The 17,720-nt window shown below is 73.2% G+C and carries 10 protein-coding genes and 2 riboswitches; of the genes, 3 read left to right on the top strand and 7 right to left on the bottom strand.

All coding sequences use genetic code 11. The features are described 5' to 3' along the window. Positions 1-24 precede the first annotated feature (24 nt). Positions 25-1,539 (top strand): glutamine synthetase family protein, encoded by a 1,515-nt coding sequence (locus C1A33_RS23850; RefSeq protein WP_101833585.1) that lies wholly within the window; start codon positions 25-27, stop codon positions 1,537-1,539. Positions 1,540-1,567: 28 nt separating this feature from the next. On the opposite strand, the gene C1A33_RS23845 is transcribed toward C1A33_RS23850, so the two are convergent. Next, the gene (locus C1A33_RS23845; protein WP_101833573.1) at positions 1,568-3,979 is read right to left on the bottom strand and encodes an MMPL family transporter; all 2,412 of its coding nucleotides are present in this window, start codon (positions 3,977-3,979) and stop codon (positions 1,568-1,570) included. Between the two features lie 117 nt (positions 3,980-4,096). Between C1A33_RS23845 and C1A33_RS23840 the strand changes: the two genes are divergently transcribed. Next, positions 4,097-4,837: a TetR/AcrR family transcriptional regulator gene (locus C1A33_RS23840; protein ID WP_101833572.1), complete on the top strand. Its 741-nt coding sequence runs from the start codon at positions 4,097-4,099 to the stop codon at positions 4,835-4,837. A 30-nt stretch (positions 4,838-4,867) separates the two neighbouring features. Here C1A33_RS23840 and C1A33_RS23835 read toward each other — a convergent pair whose 3' ends face one another. From C1A33_RS23835 to C1A33_RS23810, 6 genes are all read right to left on the bottom strand, one after another. Then, positions 4,868-5,938 (bottom strand): glycosyltransferase family protein, encoded by a 1,071-nt coding sequence (locus C1A33_RS23835; RefSeq protein WP_101833571.1) that lies wholly within the window; start codon positions 5,936-5,938, stop codon positions 4,868-4,870. A gap of 570 nt (positions 5,939-6,508) precedes the next feature. Further along, positions 6,509-8,959 carry a bifunctional diguanylate cyclase/phosphohydrolase gene (locus C1A33_RS23830; protein ID WP_101833570.1) on the bottom strand — a complete coding sequence of 817 codons (2,451 nt, stop codon included), beginning with the start codon at positions 8,957-8,959 and terminating at the stop codon, positions 6,509-6,511. 598 nt (positions 8,960-9,557) lie between these two features. Continuing rightward, positions 9,558-10,298, bottom strand: a complete 741-nt coding sequence (locus C1A33_RS23825) for an FkbM family methyltransferase (RefSeq protein ID WP_243407886.1) — start codon at positions 10,296-10,298, stop codon at positions 9,558-9,560. Positions 10,299-10,965: 667 nt separating this feature from the next. Next, positions 10,966-13,962, bottom strand: a complete 2,997-nt coding sequence (gene gcvP, locus C1A33_RS23820) for an aminomethyl-transferring glycine dehydrogenase (RefSeq protein ID WP_101833584.1) — start codon at positions 13,960-13,962, stop codon at positions 10,966-10,968. A 57-nt stretch (positions 13,963-14,019) separates the two neighbouring features. Further along, a riboswitch (glycine riboswitch) is annotated at positions 14,020-14,144 on the bottom strand. Continuing rightward, positions 14,145-14,241: riboswitch (glycine riboswitch) on the bottom strand. It abuts the riboswitch before it with no gap. A gap of 135 nt (positions 14,242-14,376) precedes the next feature. Further along, entirely contained in the window at positions 14,377-15,144 is a 768-nt protein-coding gene (locus C1A33_RS23815) for a PIG-L deacetylase family protein (protein WP_101833568.1), read from the bottom strand. A gap of 132 nt (positions 15,145-15,276) precedes the next feature. After that, positions 15,277-15,459: a hypothetical protein gene (locus tag C1A33_RS23810; protein WP_101833567.1), complete on the bottom strand. Its 183-nt coding sequence runs from the start codon at positions 15,457-15,459 to the stop codon at positions 15,277-15,279. Positions 15,460-15,715: 256 nt separating this feature from the next. Here C1A33_RS23810 and C1A33_RS35950 point away from each other — a divergent pair, with 256 nt between their 5' ends. Then, positions 15,716-17,659: a serine/threonine-protein kinase gene (locus C1A33_RS35950; protein WP_243407885.1), complete on the top strand. Its 1,944-nt coding sequence runs from the start codon at positions 15,716-15,718 to the stop codon at positions 17,657-17,659. Positions 17,660-17,720: the final 61 nt, after the last annotated feature.

The raw sequence follows: 17,720 nt of genomic DNA, 5'->3' as shown, positions 1-17,720 counted from the left end.
ACGAACGGAGTAGACGTGACGTCGATGCCGGCATCGATCCCACCCGCCCGCTCGGAGCAGCCGCCCGTGCCCGCCGTGCCCAGCGCGCCCGCCTCACCCGCCCTGCCGGCCGTGGCGGATCTGCGGGAGCTGCTGACCGGCGCCGACCCGGTCGACGAGGTCATCGTCGCCACCGTCGATCTGCAGGGCAGGCTGGTCGGCAGCTGTGTGTCCCCCGAGCACCTGTCCGGGGAGGTGCTCGACCAGGGACTGGGCGCCTGCACCTATCTGCACGCGGTCGACGTCGACATGCGGCCGGACAACGGCGGGTATCCACGCACCCCCTGGTACGACGGCTTCGGCGACCTGCGGCTGCGGCCGGACCTGACCAGCCTGCGCCGGGCCCCCTGGCGGCACGCCTCGGCCGTGGTCATGGCGGACGCCTTCTGGCCCGACGGTTCCCCGGTGGACGTGGCCCCCCGCTCGGTGCTGCGCCGCCAGCTCGACGCGCTCGCCGACGCCGGCCTGTCCGCCCACGCCGGCACGGAGCTGGAGTTCCTGGTCTTCCGCGAGTCCTACCGGCGGGCGGCGCGGCGCTCGTGGTCGGGCCTGACCCCGGCCAGCCGCTACAACATCGACTACGCGCTGTTCGGCACCGAGGACCTCGACGAGCTCACCCGCCGCATCCGGCAGGCGATGGCCGGCGCGGGCATCGCGATCGAGTCGGCCCGGGGGGAGGTCCATCCGGGCCAGTACGAGATCGTCTTCCGGTACGCCGACGCGCTGCGCGCCTGCGACAACCATGCCCTGTACAAGACGACCGCGAAGAAGCTGGCCGCCGCCGCCGGCCAGGCGCTGACCTTCATGGCCAAGTACGACACGGGCGAGGGCAACTCGTGCCACGTCCACCTGTCGCTGCGGGCGGTGGACGACGGCACGCCGGTCTTCGCCGCGTCCCCCGCACGGGCCGGCGCCGGCGCGGCGGACCGGTCACCGTCCACCGTCCAGCCGACCGCGCCTGGGGGTGCCCCGCACGGCACGGACGGGATGTCGCCGATGATGCGGTCGTTCGTCGCAGGGCAGCTGGCGTGCATGGCGGACTTCACGTTGCTGTTCGCGCCGAACGTCAACTCCTACAAGCGGCTGGCGCCGGGTGCGTTCGCGCCGACGGGCGTCAGCTGGGGCCGGGACAACCGCACCTGCGCGGTGCGGGTCGTCGGTGCCGGCGGCGGGCTGCGCATCGAGCACCGGGTGCCCGGCGGCGACGCCAACCCCTACCTGGCCGTCGCCGGCATGATCGCGGCCGGCCGCCACGGGATCGAGCGGAATCTGACGCTCGAACCCGGCCGGGTCGGCAATGCCTTCACCATGCCGGACCTGCCGCCGTTGCCCTCGACGCTGCGCGAGGCCGTCGACCGGTGGCGGTCCAGCCCGCTCGCCGAGGCGGCCTTCGGCGAGCGGGTGGTCGCCCATCTGGCCCACGCGGGCGAGGTGGAGCTGGCCAGCTACGAGCGGACTGTCACCGACTGGGAGCTGCGGCGTGGCTTCGAGCGCTTCTGACCCGCGGCCAGCCGCGCTCGCCGGGGGCTCAGCCCGCGGACGGCCGTGCCTCGCTGACCACGCCGGGCGCCGGGGCGTCGCTCGCCGCGTCGCGCTGGGCCGGGGCGCTCGGCACGGCCGGCGGCTGGTACTCGTGCAGCCCGATCCGGTCATGCAGGTACCGCAGCGGGCGCGGCGCCCACCAGTTCGCGCCGCCCGCGACGCGCATCAGCGCCGGGACGAGCACCCCCCGGATGAGGGTGGCGTCCAGGATGATGGCGAGCGCGGTGCCGATCCCGAACATCTGTATGAACCGCACCGACGACGTCCCGAACGCGATGAAGGTGACCGCGAGCAGCGCGGCGGCGGTGCTCACGATCCGGCCCACCCGGGCCAGGCCCGCGGTGACCGCCTCGGCGTTGTCGGCCCCGGCGTCGTGCGCCTCCTTGATCCGGGAGAGCAGGAAGACCTCATAGTCCATCGACAGGCCGAAGGCGATGCAGAACAGCAGCACCGGCATGGAGGTGTCGAGCGGCCCCGGGGTGAAGTCGAGCAAGCCGGACAGGTGGCCGTCACTGAAGATCCACACCGAGGCGCCGAACACCGCGCACAGTGTGAGCCCGTTGAGCACGATCGCTTTGATCGGCAGCAGGACGCTGCCGGTGAACAGAAACAGCAGCACGCAGGTCGCCAGCGCGATCAGGCCCAGGGCGAGCGGCAGCCGGTCGGCGATGGTGTCCTTGCCGTCCACCAGGACGGCGGGCGCGCCACCGACGAGCGCGGTCGTGGCCGCCGGCGGCGGGACGTCCCGGGCGGCCCGGGCGAGCGCCTGCGCGCGGCCGGAGGCGTAGTCCACCGCGGGGACGACCTGCAGCATGTCGGCGCCGGGCGCGGTGAACCGGGCGCTGGTCGGATCGGGGGGCAGCGTCCGCTGGCCCCGGATGTAGGTGCCAAGCGCGCTGTCCACCCGGGCCACGTCGGGCAGCCGCGACAGGTCGGCGGCGTAGCCGGCGAGCACCGTGCGGTCGACCGAGCCGGTGTCCCGCGCCCGTACGACCACGTCGAGCGCGCCACTGAGGTCGGCGGGGAACTGCTCGCGCAGCGCGTCCCCGACGGTCCGGCTGGACGCGGAGCCCGGCTGCAGCACCCGGTCGTCCGGCGTGCCGAAGTTGACGTGCAGGAACGGAGCACCGAGCACGAGCAGCACCGCGATCACCGGCAGTCCGGTCAGGACCGGGCGGCGCATGACCGACGCGGCCACCCACCGCCAGAACCGCGACTCCGCGGCCTCGCGCACCTCGCCCCCACGGGCCACGCCCTCCGCCGCGCAAGCGCCCTCCCCCACGGCACCGCCCGCCGTCACGGAACCGCCCGCCGTCACGGAACCGCCCGCCGTCACGGATCCGGCCCGCCGAGCGCGGCGGCGGCGCGCCAGCCCGATCAGGCCACCGACGCGCAGCGCGTTCACCCGCTCACCGAGGAGCATCAGCAGGGCGGGCAGCGCGACGACCGCCGCGGCGACCGCCACCAGCGTCACGGAGATGCCCGCGTACGCCATCGACTTCAGGAAGAACGGCGGGAACAGCAGCATGACGGCCAGCGCCACGATCACCGTCGCGCCGCTGAACAGGATCGTCCGCCCGGCGGAGCGGACCGTCACCGCGATCGCGTCCGCCCGGTCGCGACCGGCGGCGAGCTCCTCACGGAACCTGCTGACCATCAGCAGGGAGTAGTCGATGCCCAGGCCGAGGCCGAACGCGGTCGCCAGGTTCACCGCGAAAATCGAGACGTCGGTCAGGCTGCCGATCACCGACAGCGCGGCGAAGCCACCGACGACGCCCAGCAGCCCGATGCCCAGCGGCAGCAGCGCGGCGACCACGCCGGCGAAGGCCAGCACCAGCAGCACCAGGGTGACGGGGATCGCGATCGACTCGGCGACGGCGAGGTCGCTCGCGACCTGCGCGCCGATGTCCTCGCCGACGGCCGCCGCACCCCCCGCCCGAACGGTCACCGCCGGTGACTCATTCCTCGCGGACTGGTAGCGGTCGACGATGTCGGCCGCCTGGTCGTCGTCCTTCACGCTGGCCACGACCAGGCCGGACAGCCCGTCACGGGAACGCATCGCGGTCCCGCCGCCGGTCCAGTACGAGACCACGTCCCGGGCGCCCGGCTGGGACCGCAGGTCGGCCGTGACCGCGCGGCCGGCGGCGGCGACCGCGGCGTCGTCGGCGTCGCCCGTGCGGGCGGTGACGAGCAGCAGCACGTTCGGGTGACCGCCGAAGTGGGCGTCCATCTCGTCCGCGGCCCGGGTCGACTCCGATGCCGGATCGTCGAAGCCCCCGTTCTGCAGCTTCCCGAAGGCAGTGGACGCGAGCACGCCCCCGCCGAGGAGCAGGACGACGGTGACGACGAGTACCAGGCGTGGTCGGCGCGTGACAAGCGCCACCAAGGGAGAGAACACGGAATCCTCCACAGATGGGGCGACCTTAGAGAGAACAGTGTTCGCGACTGGCGTTCATGTCAAGGGCGCCCTGACGCATAATTGACAGCGTTCACACTCTGAGCGGAGCATGACGCCGTGAGTAGTCCGATCCCTCGCCGCGAGCGCCTGCGGCAAGCCACCCTCGACGAGATCAAGCGGACGGCCCACGCCCAGCTGGCCGAGCTCGGTGCCGGCGGACTGTCCCTGCGGGGGGTGGCGCGCGCGATGGGCATGGCCCCCTCGGCCCTCTACCGCTACGTCGAGAGCCGCGAGGTGCTGCTGACAGAGCTGGCCGCGGACGCCTTCGGCTCGCTGGCCGACGCGCTGACCGACGCGTTCGACGCCGCCCCCGCGGACCGGCACATGGACCGCTGGCTGGCCGTGGCCCGGGCGCATCGGCGCTGGGCCCTGGACCACGCGATCGAGTACGCCCTGATCTTCGGCCCGCAGGTCCCCGCCAGCAGCTACTGCGAGGGGCGGGTGGCCCAGGAGCTGCGGCGGTCGGTGACGGTGCTGTTCCGGTGCATGAGCGAGGCGATCGAGGCGGATCTCGTCGACGCCAGCCACGTCGACGCCGAACTCACCCCCACGATGCGGGCCAGCCTGCGGGCCTGGTCCCACGACCACGGGATGGCGGTCATCGGCGAGGCCGAGATGGCCGTGTGCCTCGCGGTGTGGACCCAGCTGCACGGGTTCCTGGCGCTCGAGGTGTTCGGGCACCTCCCGATGGCGCTCAACGACCCCGAGGAGCTCTTCGACCGGCAGATGGCCGACGCCTTCGCGCAGGCGTACCGGCAGGAGAAGGCGGCGGGGCCGCGTGCCCCCGTCGGTGGATGACGGGGAACACGCGGCCCGGGCGGCGCCGCGTCAGGCCGAGGTGCGCATCCGCCGGCCGAGGGCGTCCAGGGCCACCCGCCGGGAGCTCTTGATCTCCGGCAGCCGAGCCTGGTAGGCGGGAACCGTGGCGAGTGGCTGATAGAAACCGAGCCGCGGCACGAAGTCCGTGTCGTCGTAGCCCGACGGCCGGTGCAACGCGTAGGTGCGACCCGGGAAAAGCAGATCGTAGTTGTCCGCGATCTGCCAGATAGCGACGTGGGGATCGACCCGCCGGCGCTGGAAGTACGCCTCGAGCACATCGATTGTGAAACTGATCTCATGGAACTGCTTCACCAGCGCGTGGTAATGCTGGCCGACCTGGTACTTGATCGGCAGCTCGATCTGCAGGCTGTCCGAGTAGTCCAGGAGATCGAGCGCCAGAACCTTGAGGGACGTCTCCACCCCGTAGCCGCGGGAGAAGGCCAGCGCCGCGAAGACGTCCGCGTCGATCACGAACTCCCCGATGAGCGGCTGAATCGTCCGCGTGATCGACGGGACGTACCGGGCAAGTTGTTTCGACAACAACGAGCGGAGCATCTCGGTGGTTCGGCCACCGGGCCGACCGTCACCCGTCACCCGCCGTGAGCTGCCATTCACGAACAGCGGCGCGCTGCCGGCGGTCGTCGCGGCGGCCAGAACACCAACAGTATACGGATCGTAGCTTTCCAGATCCGCGTCGTGAAAGATCAGCCGATTGCCGAAGGCGAGGTACGCGAGACTCCGCATCGCGCCGGCCTTGCCTCCGGTCGACGGCAGTTCCCGACCCGCGTGCCGCTCCAGGACGGACTGCCCGCGGGCGACCCAGGTCGCTCCCGCGTCCGTCGCGATCCGCACCAGGTCGTGCTCGTCCCCGTCCGAGGTCGGATCGACGATCACGCCGATCTCGTCCAGCACACCGCGTTCCTGCATCCACCGTTGACGGTTCTGCGCGATGATCTCGCCGAGGTTCCGAGCCGCGTCCGGACCACGCGCCGGGATCAGCAGACTCAGGGTGATGCCCTTGGCGAGCTTGTCCGCCTCGATCGCGTCGAGGTCGAGGCTGGTGGGTTCGAGCGTTTGCACGGACGCCCCTCTCTCATGACCTTTCTTGGGTACGGACAGCCCGTACCGGTGACGACGCCCTCGGGTCAGCCGCGGGAGTTGTGGGCGATATCACGCGGAGCGGGCGATGATTCGCCTCGTCTCCCGGACCGCATGATTACCGCCTCCGCCCACAGCGTCTTGCCTGCCCCGCCGTTTCCGGTACCTCCCAGACGCTCGGGCTCACCGTCCACTGCGGGCGGCCCCGGGCATGGCCGATCGGGCTCATGCCAGGTGCTGGAGCGTCAAAGTATGGGTCTTGCGGCCGAATCCGTCACTCCCCCTCTTCACGGCCGGCATCAATCCGCGTTAATGGACATGGGCACGATCACACCGCGCCGCCTGAATCAGGGTCGTCCGCACACCCGGCTACGACGAGTGCCCGATCGGGCGCGCGGTGCGCCTGGTCAGGGCCCGTCTGGAGAGAACTACCCGCATGCCGGCCAGGCGATGCCAGGACGCCCTCCCCCCGCCCGGGCCGGACGCGGATGACATCAACCCCACCACGGACGTGTCGGGAAACACACGGTCTTTCCGCACCGCACCCGCGGATCAGGGGCTGGCGCCGGCTCCGGACCTGATCGGGCCGTCGACGCCCGACCGGCGGTGCCACCTGGCCGGGGCGGGGGTCGGCGGATCATCCGGCTGGGACCGGCCCACCCGCCGCTGGGCCTCCAGGGCGAGGAAGACATCCACGACATCGGGGTCGAACTGGGTGGCGCGTGCCGCCCACAGCTGCTCACGGGCGGCCGCGGCACTCATCGGGCCCCGCTCGCCACGGCCACCCCGCATCGCCGCCCAGGCGGTGCAGACGGCCAGCACCCTCGCCTCCGTCCGGATCCGCGGTCCGGAGACGCCGGTGGGGTAGCCGCCGCCGGCGAACCACTCGCGCTGCTGCGCGACGATCTCCGCCTCGGCGCGCAGGTCGGGGAGCCGGGCGAGCAGACTGGCCCCCATCACGGGATGCATCCTGATCAGCCGCCATTCCTCAGCGTCAAGGGGGCCGAGCCGGCCCAGGGCCTCCGGCGGCAGGAGGATCTTGCCCACGTTGTGCAACCGCGCCGCCCGCCGCGCCCGACGCTGAGGTCCGGCGGCGTAGCCGAGCGCGGTCAGCACCTCGCCCAGCCAGCAGGCCACCGCGGACCCGTCCACCCGAGGCGTGTGCCACTCGTCCACCTGCGCGGCGACCTGGCAGAGGCTCTCGACGGCATCGAGAGATCGCCGCGGTGCGCCGCGCAGCAGCGGCGTCAGCGCCGCGGTGACGGCGTAGGTGGCCGCCTCCACGGCCGCGGACTCGGGCAGGACCATGGCGATCCCGCCCGGCCGCGGGACGCGCGGGAGATGCGGCTCCGGCGCCCGCGTCCGGGCCGACGCTGGCATCTGGGTCGACGCCGGCAGTCGGGCCGGTACCCGCGTCCGGGTCGGCGCCGGTCCAGGCGCCGCCGGCGCGCGGGCCGTCGTCGGGCCCACCGCCACCGAGCCGATCGCGATCCGGTTCCGCCCGGCGTCCTTCGCCGCGTACAGCGCGCGGTCCGCCACGGCGACCAGGGCGAACACGTCGGCGGCGTGGTCCGGCAGCAGCGCGCCGCCCACGGAGACCGTCACCGGCACCGGCCGGGGCGGCGCGGCGTCCCGATCGCCGCTGGGCGGGGGGATCCGCATTGGCTCACGGGCGATGCCGAGCCGCAGCCGCTCGGCGATGTCCGCCAGCGCCTCGGCCCGGACGTCCATGGCCAGCAGCGCGAATTCCTCACCTCCGTAGCGGGCCACGACATCCCCCGGTCGGGTCACCGCGAGCAGGCGGCGGGCCACCTCGGTGAGCACGCGGTCGCCCGCCGGGTGGCCGAAGCGGTCGTTGACCGACTTGAAGTGGTCGACATCGACCAGCAGCAGTCCCATCGCCGTTCCGGAATCGCGGGCCCGCCGGGCGGCCACCCGCATCTCGGCCTCCAGGTACCGCCGGGTGTGCAGACCGGTCAGGCCATCCGTGATCGCCAACCGGCGCTGGTCGGCTTCCATCTGCGCCATCCGAGCGATGATCAGCAGCACGATCGCCGCCACCGCCACCGCGATCACCAGCGTGTCCGGGCCACCGCCGCGGGCGGCCTCGATCCCGAGCGTGACCGGCCCGACCAGACCGACGGCGCAGACGAGGACCAGCCCGCGCCCGGCCCGCACGGGTGGCGCCGACGGCGCGCCTCGATGGCCGCCCGGGACCGCGAGCCCGCCGCGGACGGGATGCAGAGCGGCGATGATCAACAGCAGCGCGCTCACCGACCAGCCGAGATCTCGACCGGCGAGCAGGCCGGCTGCGGCGGGCAGGTGCCGGCCGGGGTCATCCGCGCGATGGGCGTACATGCCGACGGTGTCCGCGAGCAGGGCGGCGAGCAGGCCACCGGCGAGCGCCGACACCGCCGGGGACGGCTCGCGGTCGGAGGCGAGCAGCAGGATGGCCGCCGCGGCCACCACGAGACCGACGCCGGTACACAGCGCCGGCACGAGACCGGCACCCGACACTCCGTGCGCGCGCAGGACCGGTCCGACCAGGCAGGTCCAGGCAAGCAGGACTCCGCCCGCGAGCAGCAGGGCGGTATCCAGCAGCGCCACCCGGTCACGCAGGGCGCCCCGCGCGCGCAGCAGGGCCACCAGACCCGCCGCCGTGAGCGGGTAGTGCGCGGCGACCAGCACGTCCCTGGTCGTCGCGGACACTATGACGGAGTCCACCTGGGACAGGCCCAGGAGGACGGCGGCCGTCCCGGCGTATACCAGTTGGCCGGCCACGAGCAGGAGCCATCCACGCGCGTCGCCGGGAGTGCCGCGCGAGCGCAGGACGAGCAGCGCGCCGGTGGCCGACAGCCCGAGCACGAGCTTCACCACGAGCCGGAGGCAGAGACCGGCCCCGCACGCGGGCAGCAGGACGGACATGGCGGCCGCGAGCGCGGCGACGACCGGGACGGCGAACCAGGCACGGGCGAGCCAGGTCCGTCCGGGGGGATTCGGCATCACCCGACGGGTGGGAGCGCGGGATCCGTTCGGGACGGCGACGGCACCGGTGCCGTCGCGATGGGGCCGCCCGGCCGGGAGCCGGTGCGCTCCCCGGATGGAGGGATGCGCGGGCGCCACAGCCGGGTGGCGGACGCGCTGGCGGCCGGGCAGGGGACCGGTCGCGGGCTAGACGACGATGGCGGGCCGGTGGGCGGTGAACAGCCGCCCCGGGGGGACCGGGCCATGTGCAGCCTTTCGGTTGACCAGACGGGTGCTACGCGTTCCGGCCGCGCGTGCCCGCCATCCCCCGGCACTCCATCACCGGTCCCGAATCAGAACCGGTACCGGTACCGGTTCTGTCCGATCTGTTCAGGTGGGTCGATCGCCGCGACCTGTCTGAACCGTACCGAATCGTCGCTCTTCGTACATGGCAGTCCGCGTACTCGTATCGACTCTTGTCCGATCCTTGTGCTCGGCCCCCCGCTGTCCGTGACACACCAGGCAGCCCATCGACGAGCCGAGCACGGACTTCTCGCCGGACGACCAGGTTCACACCGCGTCCCCGATCGTGCCCATAGCCCGGACGACCGCCCTGGGGCGGCGCCGGCGATGCCCCTCAGGGATGGGCGACGAAGTTGAAGTGCCGGCCGGTCTCAAACGTGTCCCGAAACTTCGGCAGTGTGTACGGACCTTCTCCGTCGAGATCGAAGATGCGCAGCCCGAGATCACCATCGACGAGGGTGTACATCTCGTCCGCGGTCGTGCCGTAGTCCCGGGCACCGGCACCGAACTCGAACACCACGTAGGGGCGGCTGGCCGAGATCATCTTGCGGGCGCCCCGGAAGACCCCGTATTCGGCACCCTCCACGTCCACCTTGATCAGAGTCGGGTGGTAGTCCGCGGGCAGCGCCTCGTCGAGCACCTCGACGGTGACCTCGATCTGCTCGACCTCCTCGGTGTCCGGCACCCGGTCCCGCAGGCCGCTGTAGGCCGGCCGGCTGCGCACGTAGGCGAACGGCAGGACACCGGGCTGGTCGGACAGCGCCGCCTGGCGCACCTCGACGGTCGGGAAGTCGGTGCGAAGGGCCGCGGCCATGTGCGGCAGCGGCTCGTAGGCGACGTGCCGACCCAGCGGCGCGTGCCGCAGAACAGTGCGGAGCACGTCACCACGATGCGCGCCCACGTCGATGCAGTTCGAGCTCTCGTGCAGCACGAAGGACAGCAGAAGCGCGAGATGGCGATCATCGTTTCGATTACGTCGAGCCGTTGGCGCTACGTTGTCCCGGACAAGCTTGAGCGTCGGGCCGAGCCCCAGATCAACGGCCTTCCGACGCAGCTGTGCGAGCTGCTTTTCCATCCTGGGATCCATCCGCCGCAACCTCCCGTTGTCCCATCGGTGATCCGCCGGAGCGTCCTGACCCCGCATTCCACCACGGCAGTTGCCCACCCACTATTGGGGGCGTGCGATCAACGGTCAATAGGCGCCCGTCGCCGAACCCGCTGGCGGGGTACCACGGCCGGGAATCTTCCGTGACGTGAGATCTCCCGGGCGGGATACACCACACGACATGGGCCCGCCAGGGCCGCGAGGTCGCGCCCCGGCAATGACCGATGACGCCAATGACCGATGACGCCACGGTATGCGCGGGGAAGGACCGCGAAGAGGGGTCAAAATCACCGAAGGAATACAGGCCGACACGTGGTTGACGCACCGCGGTGCGGGCCGTGTCGTACCCGCGACGCACCGCGCGGCACGGACACCGCGGCGGCACCCTCCCGCGCGGTGATCGCCAGCCCCCCGGCCACCGGGCACCGGCGACCGCGCCGGCCCGCGCACGGCCCTACCGGAGCGGGACACACCACTGGCCGGCCCGCGAACAGCCCCGTCGGGCCAGGACACCGTTGGCCGGCCCGTCACCCGACGGCCACCCGCGCGACACGCCGCCGCCGCTCGGCGGCGTCCGAACGAAACCGCCTGGCTCACCGCCGTCCGGCGCCGGCTGGACGACCGCGCCCCAGGCCGCTCAGCCGGCGGAGACGAGCTCCGTGACCTCCGCCGCGGGCTCCGCGAAGGACTCGACCGGCGGGCAGGTGCAGACCAGGTTTCGATCACCGTACGCGCCGTCGATACGCCGCACCGGCGGCCAGTACTTCGCCGCGCGAAGGGCGGCCACCGGATAGGCCGCGATCGACCGCGGATAGGGGTGCGGCCATTCGTCCGCCGTCACCATCTGCGCGGTGTGCGGCGCGTTGCGAAGCGGATTGTCCGTCCGCGGCCATACTCCGTCGCCGACCTTGTCCGCCTCCGCGCGAATGGCAATCATCGCGTCGCAGAAGCGGTTGATCTCAGCGAGGTCCTCGCTTTCGGTCGGTTCCACCATGAGAGTGCCGGGAACCGGGAAGGACATCGTCGGGGCGTGGAAACCGTAGTCGATGAGCCGCTTCGCCACGTCGTCCACCGTCACACCGGTGCTCCGCGTCAGCCCTCGCAGGTCGAGAATGCACTCGTGCGCCACCAGGCCGCCGCTGCCCGCGTAGAGAACCGGGTAGTGCGGACGCAGCCGCGCCGCGATGTAGTTCGCGTTCAGCACGGCGACCGAGGTGGCCCGCCGCAGCCCGTCCGCCCCCATCATCCGGATGTACGCCCACGGAATCATGAGGATTCCGGCGGACCCCCACGGCGCGCCGGAGATGGGGCCGACGCCGGTGGCGGGACCTGCCTCCGGCCGCAGCGGATGGTTCGGCAGATACGGCAGCAGCTTCTCGCCGACCGCGACCGGGCCGACACCGGGCCCGCCGCCGCCGTGCGGGATGCAGAACGTCTTGTGCAGGTTGAGGTGGCTGACGTCGGCGCCGAACTGGCCCGGCTTCGCGAGCCCCACGAGGGCGTTGAGGTTGGCGCCGTCGACGTAGACCAGGCCGCCCGCCTCGTGCACGATCGCGCACGCCTGCCCGATGCCCTCCTCGTACACTCCGTGCGTGGACGGATAGGTCACCATCAGCGCGGCGAGCACATCCGCGTGCGCCCGGGCCGCGCGGGCCAGATCGTCCAGGTCCACGTTTCCGTCGCCGTCACAGGCGACCACGACGACGCGCATTCCCGCCATGGCCGCGCTCGCCGCGTTGGTTCCGTGCGCGGACGAGGGTATGAGGCAGACGTCGCGGGCCGGCGCGCCCGGCGCCGCGTTGTCCCGGTGATACGCCCGGATCGCCAGCAGGCCGGCCAGTTCGCCCTGGCTACCCGCGTTCGGCTGCACCGAGACGCCGGCATATCCGGTGACCGCCGCCAGCCACTCCTCCAGATCACGGATCATCCCGAGATAGCCCGCGGCCTGGTCGAGCGGAGCGAACGGATGGATGTCGGCGAATTCCGGCCAGGTGACGGCGGCCATCTCCGTCGTCGCGTTCAGTTTCATCGTGCAGGAGCCCAGCGGGATCATTCCCCGGTCCAGTGCCAGGTCGAGATCGGCCAGCCGACGCAGGTACCGCAACATCGCCGTCTCGGAGCGGTGTGTGTGGAACACCGGATGCTCCAGGTAGGCGCTGGTGCGCACCAGCTCGGCGGGCAGGGCGTCGACGCCCGTGGGAGCGGGATCGGAGTCGGGCGGGACGACATCGAAGGCCGTCCACACCGCCCGCAGGTCGGCCTCCCCGGTCGTCTCGTTGCAGGCGGCACCGACCCGGTCGCCGTCGATGAGACGCAGGTTGACTCCCTGCTCCAGCGCCCGCGCGACCACCTGGGCGGCGCGCCCCGGCACCGTGGCGACCACGGTGTCGAAGATCGGCTCCTCACCCAGCGCGATGCCACCGGCGCGCAGCCCCGCGGCGAGGCGCACCGCGTGGCCGTGGACCCGCCGCGCGATCGCCGCCAGCCCGTCCGGCCCGTGGTAGACCGCGTACATCGAGGCGAGCACCGCGGGCAGCACCTGGGCGGTACAGATGTTGCTGGTCGCCTTCTCCCGGCGGATGTGCTGCTCACGGGTCTGCAGCGTGAGCCGGTAGGCGGGCGAGCCGTCCGCGTCGATCGACACGCCGACGAGACGGCCGGGCAGGGAACGCTCCAGGCCCGCGCGGACGGCGAGGTAGCCCGCGTGCGGACCGCCGAACGACAGCGGCAGGCCGAAGCGCTGGGTGCTGCCGACGGCGATGTCCGCGCCGAGCTCGCCGGGCGAGCGCAGCAGGGTCAGCGCGAGCGGGTCCGCGGCGACCGTGACGAGGATCTTCCGCGCCCGAGCCGCGGCGATCAGCCCGCTCGGGTCCCGCAGCGCCCCGCTCGGCCCGGGGTAGGACACCAGCAGCCCGAACGCCGAGTCGAGGAGGTCCGCGTCGAGTCCGGACAGGTCGGCGGCGCCGGCGAGGTCGACCACCCGCACCGCGACGCCCAGCGCCTCGGCGCGCGTCGCCACGACCGCCGTCGTCTGCGGGAGGGTGTCGGCGTCGACGAGGAACGTCCGCCGACCGCCGCGCTCCCCGCGCAGCGCGATCTGCATCGCCTCGGCCGCCGCGGTCGGCTCGTCCAGCAGGGACGCGCCGGCCACCGCCAGACCGGTCAGATCGGTGATCATCGTCTGGAAGTTGAGCAGCGCCTCCAGCCGGCCCTGGGAGATCTCCGGCTGATAGGGGGTGTACGCCGTGTACCAGGCGGGGCTCTCCAGCACGTTGCGCTGGATGACACCCGGCATGACCGCCGCGTGGAAGCCGAGACCGATCATGGACGTCACCGGGCGGTTCGCCCGGCCGCGCGCGCGCAGCTCCGCCAGCACTGCCGACTCGTCGAGCGGCGCCGGCAGGTCCAGCCCCGCGTCCTGGATCACGGCCGGCACGGCGGCGGTGGTCAGCGCCGCCAGCGAGTCGAGGCCGAGCGCGGCCAGCATCACGCGCTGGTCATCCTCGTCCGGTCCGATGTGCCGCTGCGCGAACCCGGCGGCGGCAGGAACGGATGCGGCGAAACCGGCGGCGGGCGCGGGCGGCGCGGCGGGCGTCGGCACGGTGCTCGGGTCGAGACGGCTGTCGTCGGGCATGATGAGCTGCTCCGGAGGTCGGGCGACGACAGGCCGGAGCCGGCGCCGCAGCGGGCCTCCCCCTCTGTCCTGGGGCCTGAGAGCTTCACCGCGCGCCGTCGCGGGGGACCGATCGGGCCCCCGGCCACGGCCGCGGCTTTCACCGTCGGCGGGACATCGCCGATGTCCGCTTTCCAGAGTTGCCTGACCCGGCGGTTGGGGGCCTGAGAGTTTATGGGGAGAGCTTGCTCCTTCGGCGTCCCGGCGGGCTACGAGCCGGGACTCTCCCGCACGGGTGTGAGCGGCAGCGGTATGCAGTTCGTTGTCCGCACACTAGCCGCGCGGCCGGGCCGAGGCCATCCGGATGACCGGGCGGCCCTGTGACTCGCGACACCAGGGAGCCCACGGTTTCCCGGCCGGCGCGTTCCGGCGCCGTCAGACGAACAGCGTCTCGGTGGGGCGCAGCAGGCGGGCGAGGATCTCCGGGCCCAGGACGGCCGCGTCGGCCGGATCGTCCGACAGCGGGGCGATCTGCGACCGATAGTGCTCGACGGCCCGCCGCTTGGCCTGCCGCACGGAATCGGGCAGCGCGACACTCCGGGCTCTCGACCACGGCACCCGCGGGTCCCGCGGCCTCGCCCAGTGCCAGGTCCAGACGGGGTACTCGATCATTCGAGCGCCGACCCGCCCGGCGGCGAGAGCCACCGCCCGCCCCGTCGCCTCATGATCCGGATGGCGGTCCTCCCGCCAGGTGGTGAGCACCCAGCACGCGGGCGTAAGCAGCGGCGCGACCAGGTCGGCCAGCACGTCCTCGTGCCCCGCGACCCGCCCGTCGCCCAGACCCGCGCGGTGCACCGGGACATCGCCGAGCCCCAGCTCCGCCAGCGCCGCCGCCTGCTCGGCGATCCGCCGCCGGGCGAGCCGCTCGGGCGACAGCGTGGGGGATCCGGGATGCGACGCGTCGCCATCGGTGACGGCGACCACCGCGAGTTCGGTGCCCAGCCCGTGCAACCGGAGCAGCAGGCCGCCCACGCCCAGCACCTCGTCGTCCGGATGGGGGGCGACGACCACCGCGCGCGGCGGCGGGCTGGTCAGCTCGAACTCCGCCCACCCGGGCCGCCAGGCCTGCCAGACCGATTCGGGGGTACCGGCGTCCGTGAACGGGCGGCCCGGCCCCGCGGACTGCTCCTGCTCCTGCTGCATCGCTCATGCATACGACACCCGCCGCCGCCTCGCACGGGCATCGGACCCGGGCCCGTCGATCGCGGGCCCGGCCGCGCGGCCGCGAACGGGAGCCGCGGCGCCCCAGCACGACGCCAGGGCCACGGCACGACGCTAGGGCCGCAGCGACTCGCTCTTGGCCGCTTCCCTGTCCGTCAACGCCCCGTTCCGCTCCCGCCGGAAAATCTGCTCGGCGACCAGGTCGGACGACGTCTGGCTCGCCACCTGGCGCGCCATCTCGTCGTTGGACGTGTCCGCCCCCGCCGGCCGGGTGCGTCCCTTCATCACCTGTGCCATGACCCTGTCCCTCCCCTGAACCGGTCCCGATGGACCAGGGCCGCCTGTTCGGGGGATACCCGGCGTACGCGCAGGGGAACCGCGCGCATACCGAACCGGGCCAGGACGGTCCCATCGGACGCCGGGAGCGTGGCCGCGGGCGGCGTGTAGCGTGCTGTGCGGACTGGCCGACGGGGGTCGTCACGCGCATGCCGCGGCGGCGGGCAGCTCCTGCAGGACGTGACACCAGCCGACGCCGACGGGATGCGGGTACCGCGTGGAACCGGTGCTGATCGAGGGCTACCACTCGTTCACGACAATTGGATACGGCGGATTCAGCACGGTCTATCTGGCCGAACAGGAAATCTTCGACCGCCGGGTCGCCGTCAAGGTGCTGCACTCCGATCTGCGGGATCCGGCGGCGGAACGACGATTCGTCCGCGAGTGCAGGGCGACCGGGCGGCTCACCGGGCATCCGCACATCATCACGGTGTTCGACGCCGGCACCACCCGCGACCACCGCCCGTACCTCACCATGGAGTACTTCGCCGGCGGCTCCCTCGCGGACGCCCTGAAGAACCGCGGCCGCCTGCCCGTCAGCGAGGCCACCGCCCTGTGCCTGCCGATCGCCGACGCGCTGGCCACCGCGCACGAGCACGGCATCCTGCATCGGGACCTGAAACCCGCCAACATCCTTCTCCGCCGTACCGCGGACCCGGTGCTCAGCGACTTCGGAATCGCCAGCGTCACCGAGGGCATGGAGGCCGGCACGATGTCGGCGGCCTTCACTCCCGGCTATGCCGCACCGGAGGTCCTGCTCGGGGAGGATCCGGGAACCGCCGCGGACATCTTCGCGCTCGGCGCCACCCTGTTCACCCTCGTGCAGGGCACGACGCCATTCCCGGGCCGCGTGCCGAACCAGATTCTGCAGCGCATTCTGGCCGGTGACGTCGCGCCCCTCGACCGCGCCGACGTACCCGACGCGCTGCGCGACCTGCTGGCCTGGAGCCTCGCGGCCCGGCCCGAGCAGCGACCGGGTTCGGCCCGCGAGTTCGCGGCGGCCCTCGCCGAGCTCGACCCCACCGCGACCCGCGCCGCGGCCTGGGCGAGCCAGCCCCCACCGCCGGCCGTCCCCGTTCCCAACCTCGGGCCCAGAACCGGACCTGATGGACCAGGCGGGCCTGGCGGGCCTGGAACAGGCGCGCCGCCCGACGAACACGCCGGGACCGACGACGAGCGCACGGCCGTCGCCGCCGTGGGCGTCGCCCATCCGCCGGCGGCCCCGTCCCCGCCGGCGGCCTCGCCCCCGGGGTCTCCCGCGGCGCCGCGGCGGCCCGAGGTCGGCGCGGTCCCCGTCCCGGCGGCGCGGGCGGACGCGCCCCGTCCGGCGGAGCCGGCGGTCACGCGTGCCTCCGGCTCGCGGTGGCGGGCGCCGTTCCTCGCGACGGCGGGGGTACTGGCGGCGGTCGTCGCCGTGCTGGCCTACCTGGTGATCCGGGACCCGGCGGGAGCCGGCGGGGCGGACCGCGGCGGGGCGGCGGACGGGCCCGCGGCCGCGTCGAAGGTGGCTCTCGACGGCCCACAGGCCCTGTCCGCCAGCCCGGCGGCGACCTCCCCGCCCCCGTTCCTCCCGCCGGCGACCGGTGGGCCCGGCGTGCTGGCACCGCAGGGCGGTGGCGCCCCGCGGCCCCCCGGACAGGCCGCCCAGCCTGCCCCGGTCGGGGGAACCGGCACCCCGGCCGCGCCGGCACCCGCACCCGCCATGGCGGCTCCCGGCCCCACGGCGGGGCCGCCGGCGACAGCGGCGCCGCCCGGCACGGGCATGGGTGGGGGTGCCGCCCCGGCACCAGGCTGCGCCGCCCGCGCGGCCTCGATCACCGACTATCGGGGACGGGTGTGGAACACCCGTTACGACTGCGCCACCTATGTGGGTTCCGCGCTCTACGCCAACGTCGCCGCCGGCACGACGGCGGCCCTCGACGACTCCGGCTACATGAACAAGGCGTCCACCGTCTGGGCGATCTGCCAGGTGAACGGCCGCGCCAACCCGGTTGTCCAGGGCAACACGAACACCTGGTGGCTCTACACCGAGGGCGACGGGGCCCGGGCGAACGCGCCCGGGTACTCCGGCGCCTGGGGATACCTCCCGGCCACCGTCGTGAAGGGCGGCGGGCAGAACGAGCCCATCCCGGGCGTCCCGACCTGTTCGGGCTATCTCTAGCCCTGCCTTCCGCACGTTCGTGTGGTGAGACAGCTACGTGGTTGATTGTTCGGATCGGGTC

The organism is Frankia canadensis, from assembly GCF_900197875.1.
GTDB classification, from domain to species: Bacteria; Actinomycetota; Actinomycetes; order Frankiales; family Frankiaceae; genus Frankia; species Frankia canadensis.
Note: the sequence above shows the minus strand (reverse complement) of the source record. Positions and strands in the feature narration are given on the sequence as shown.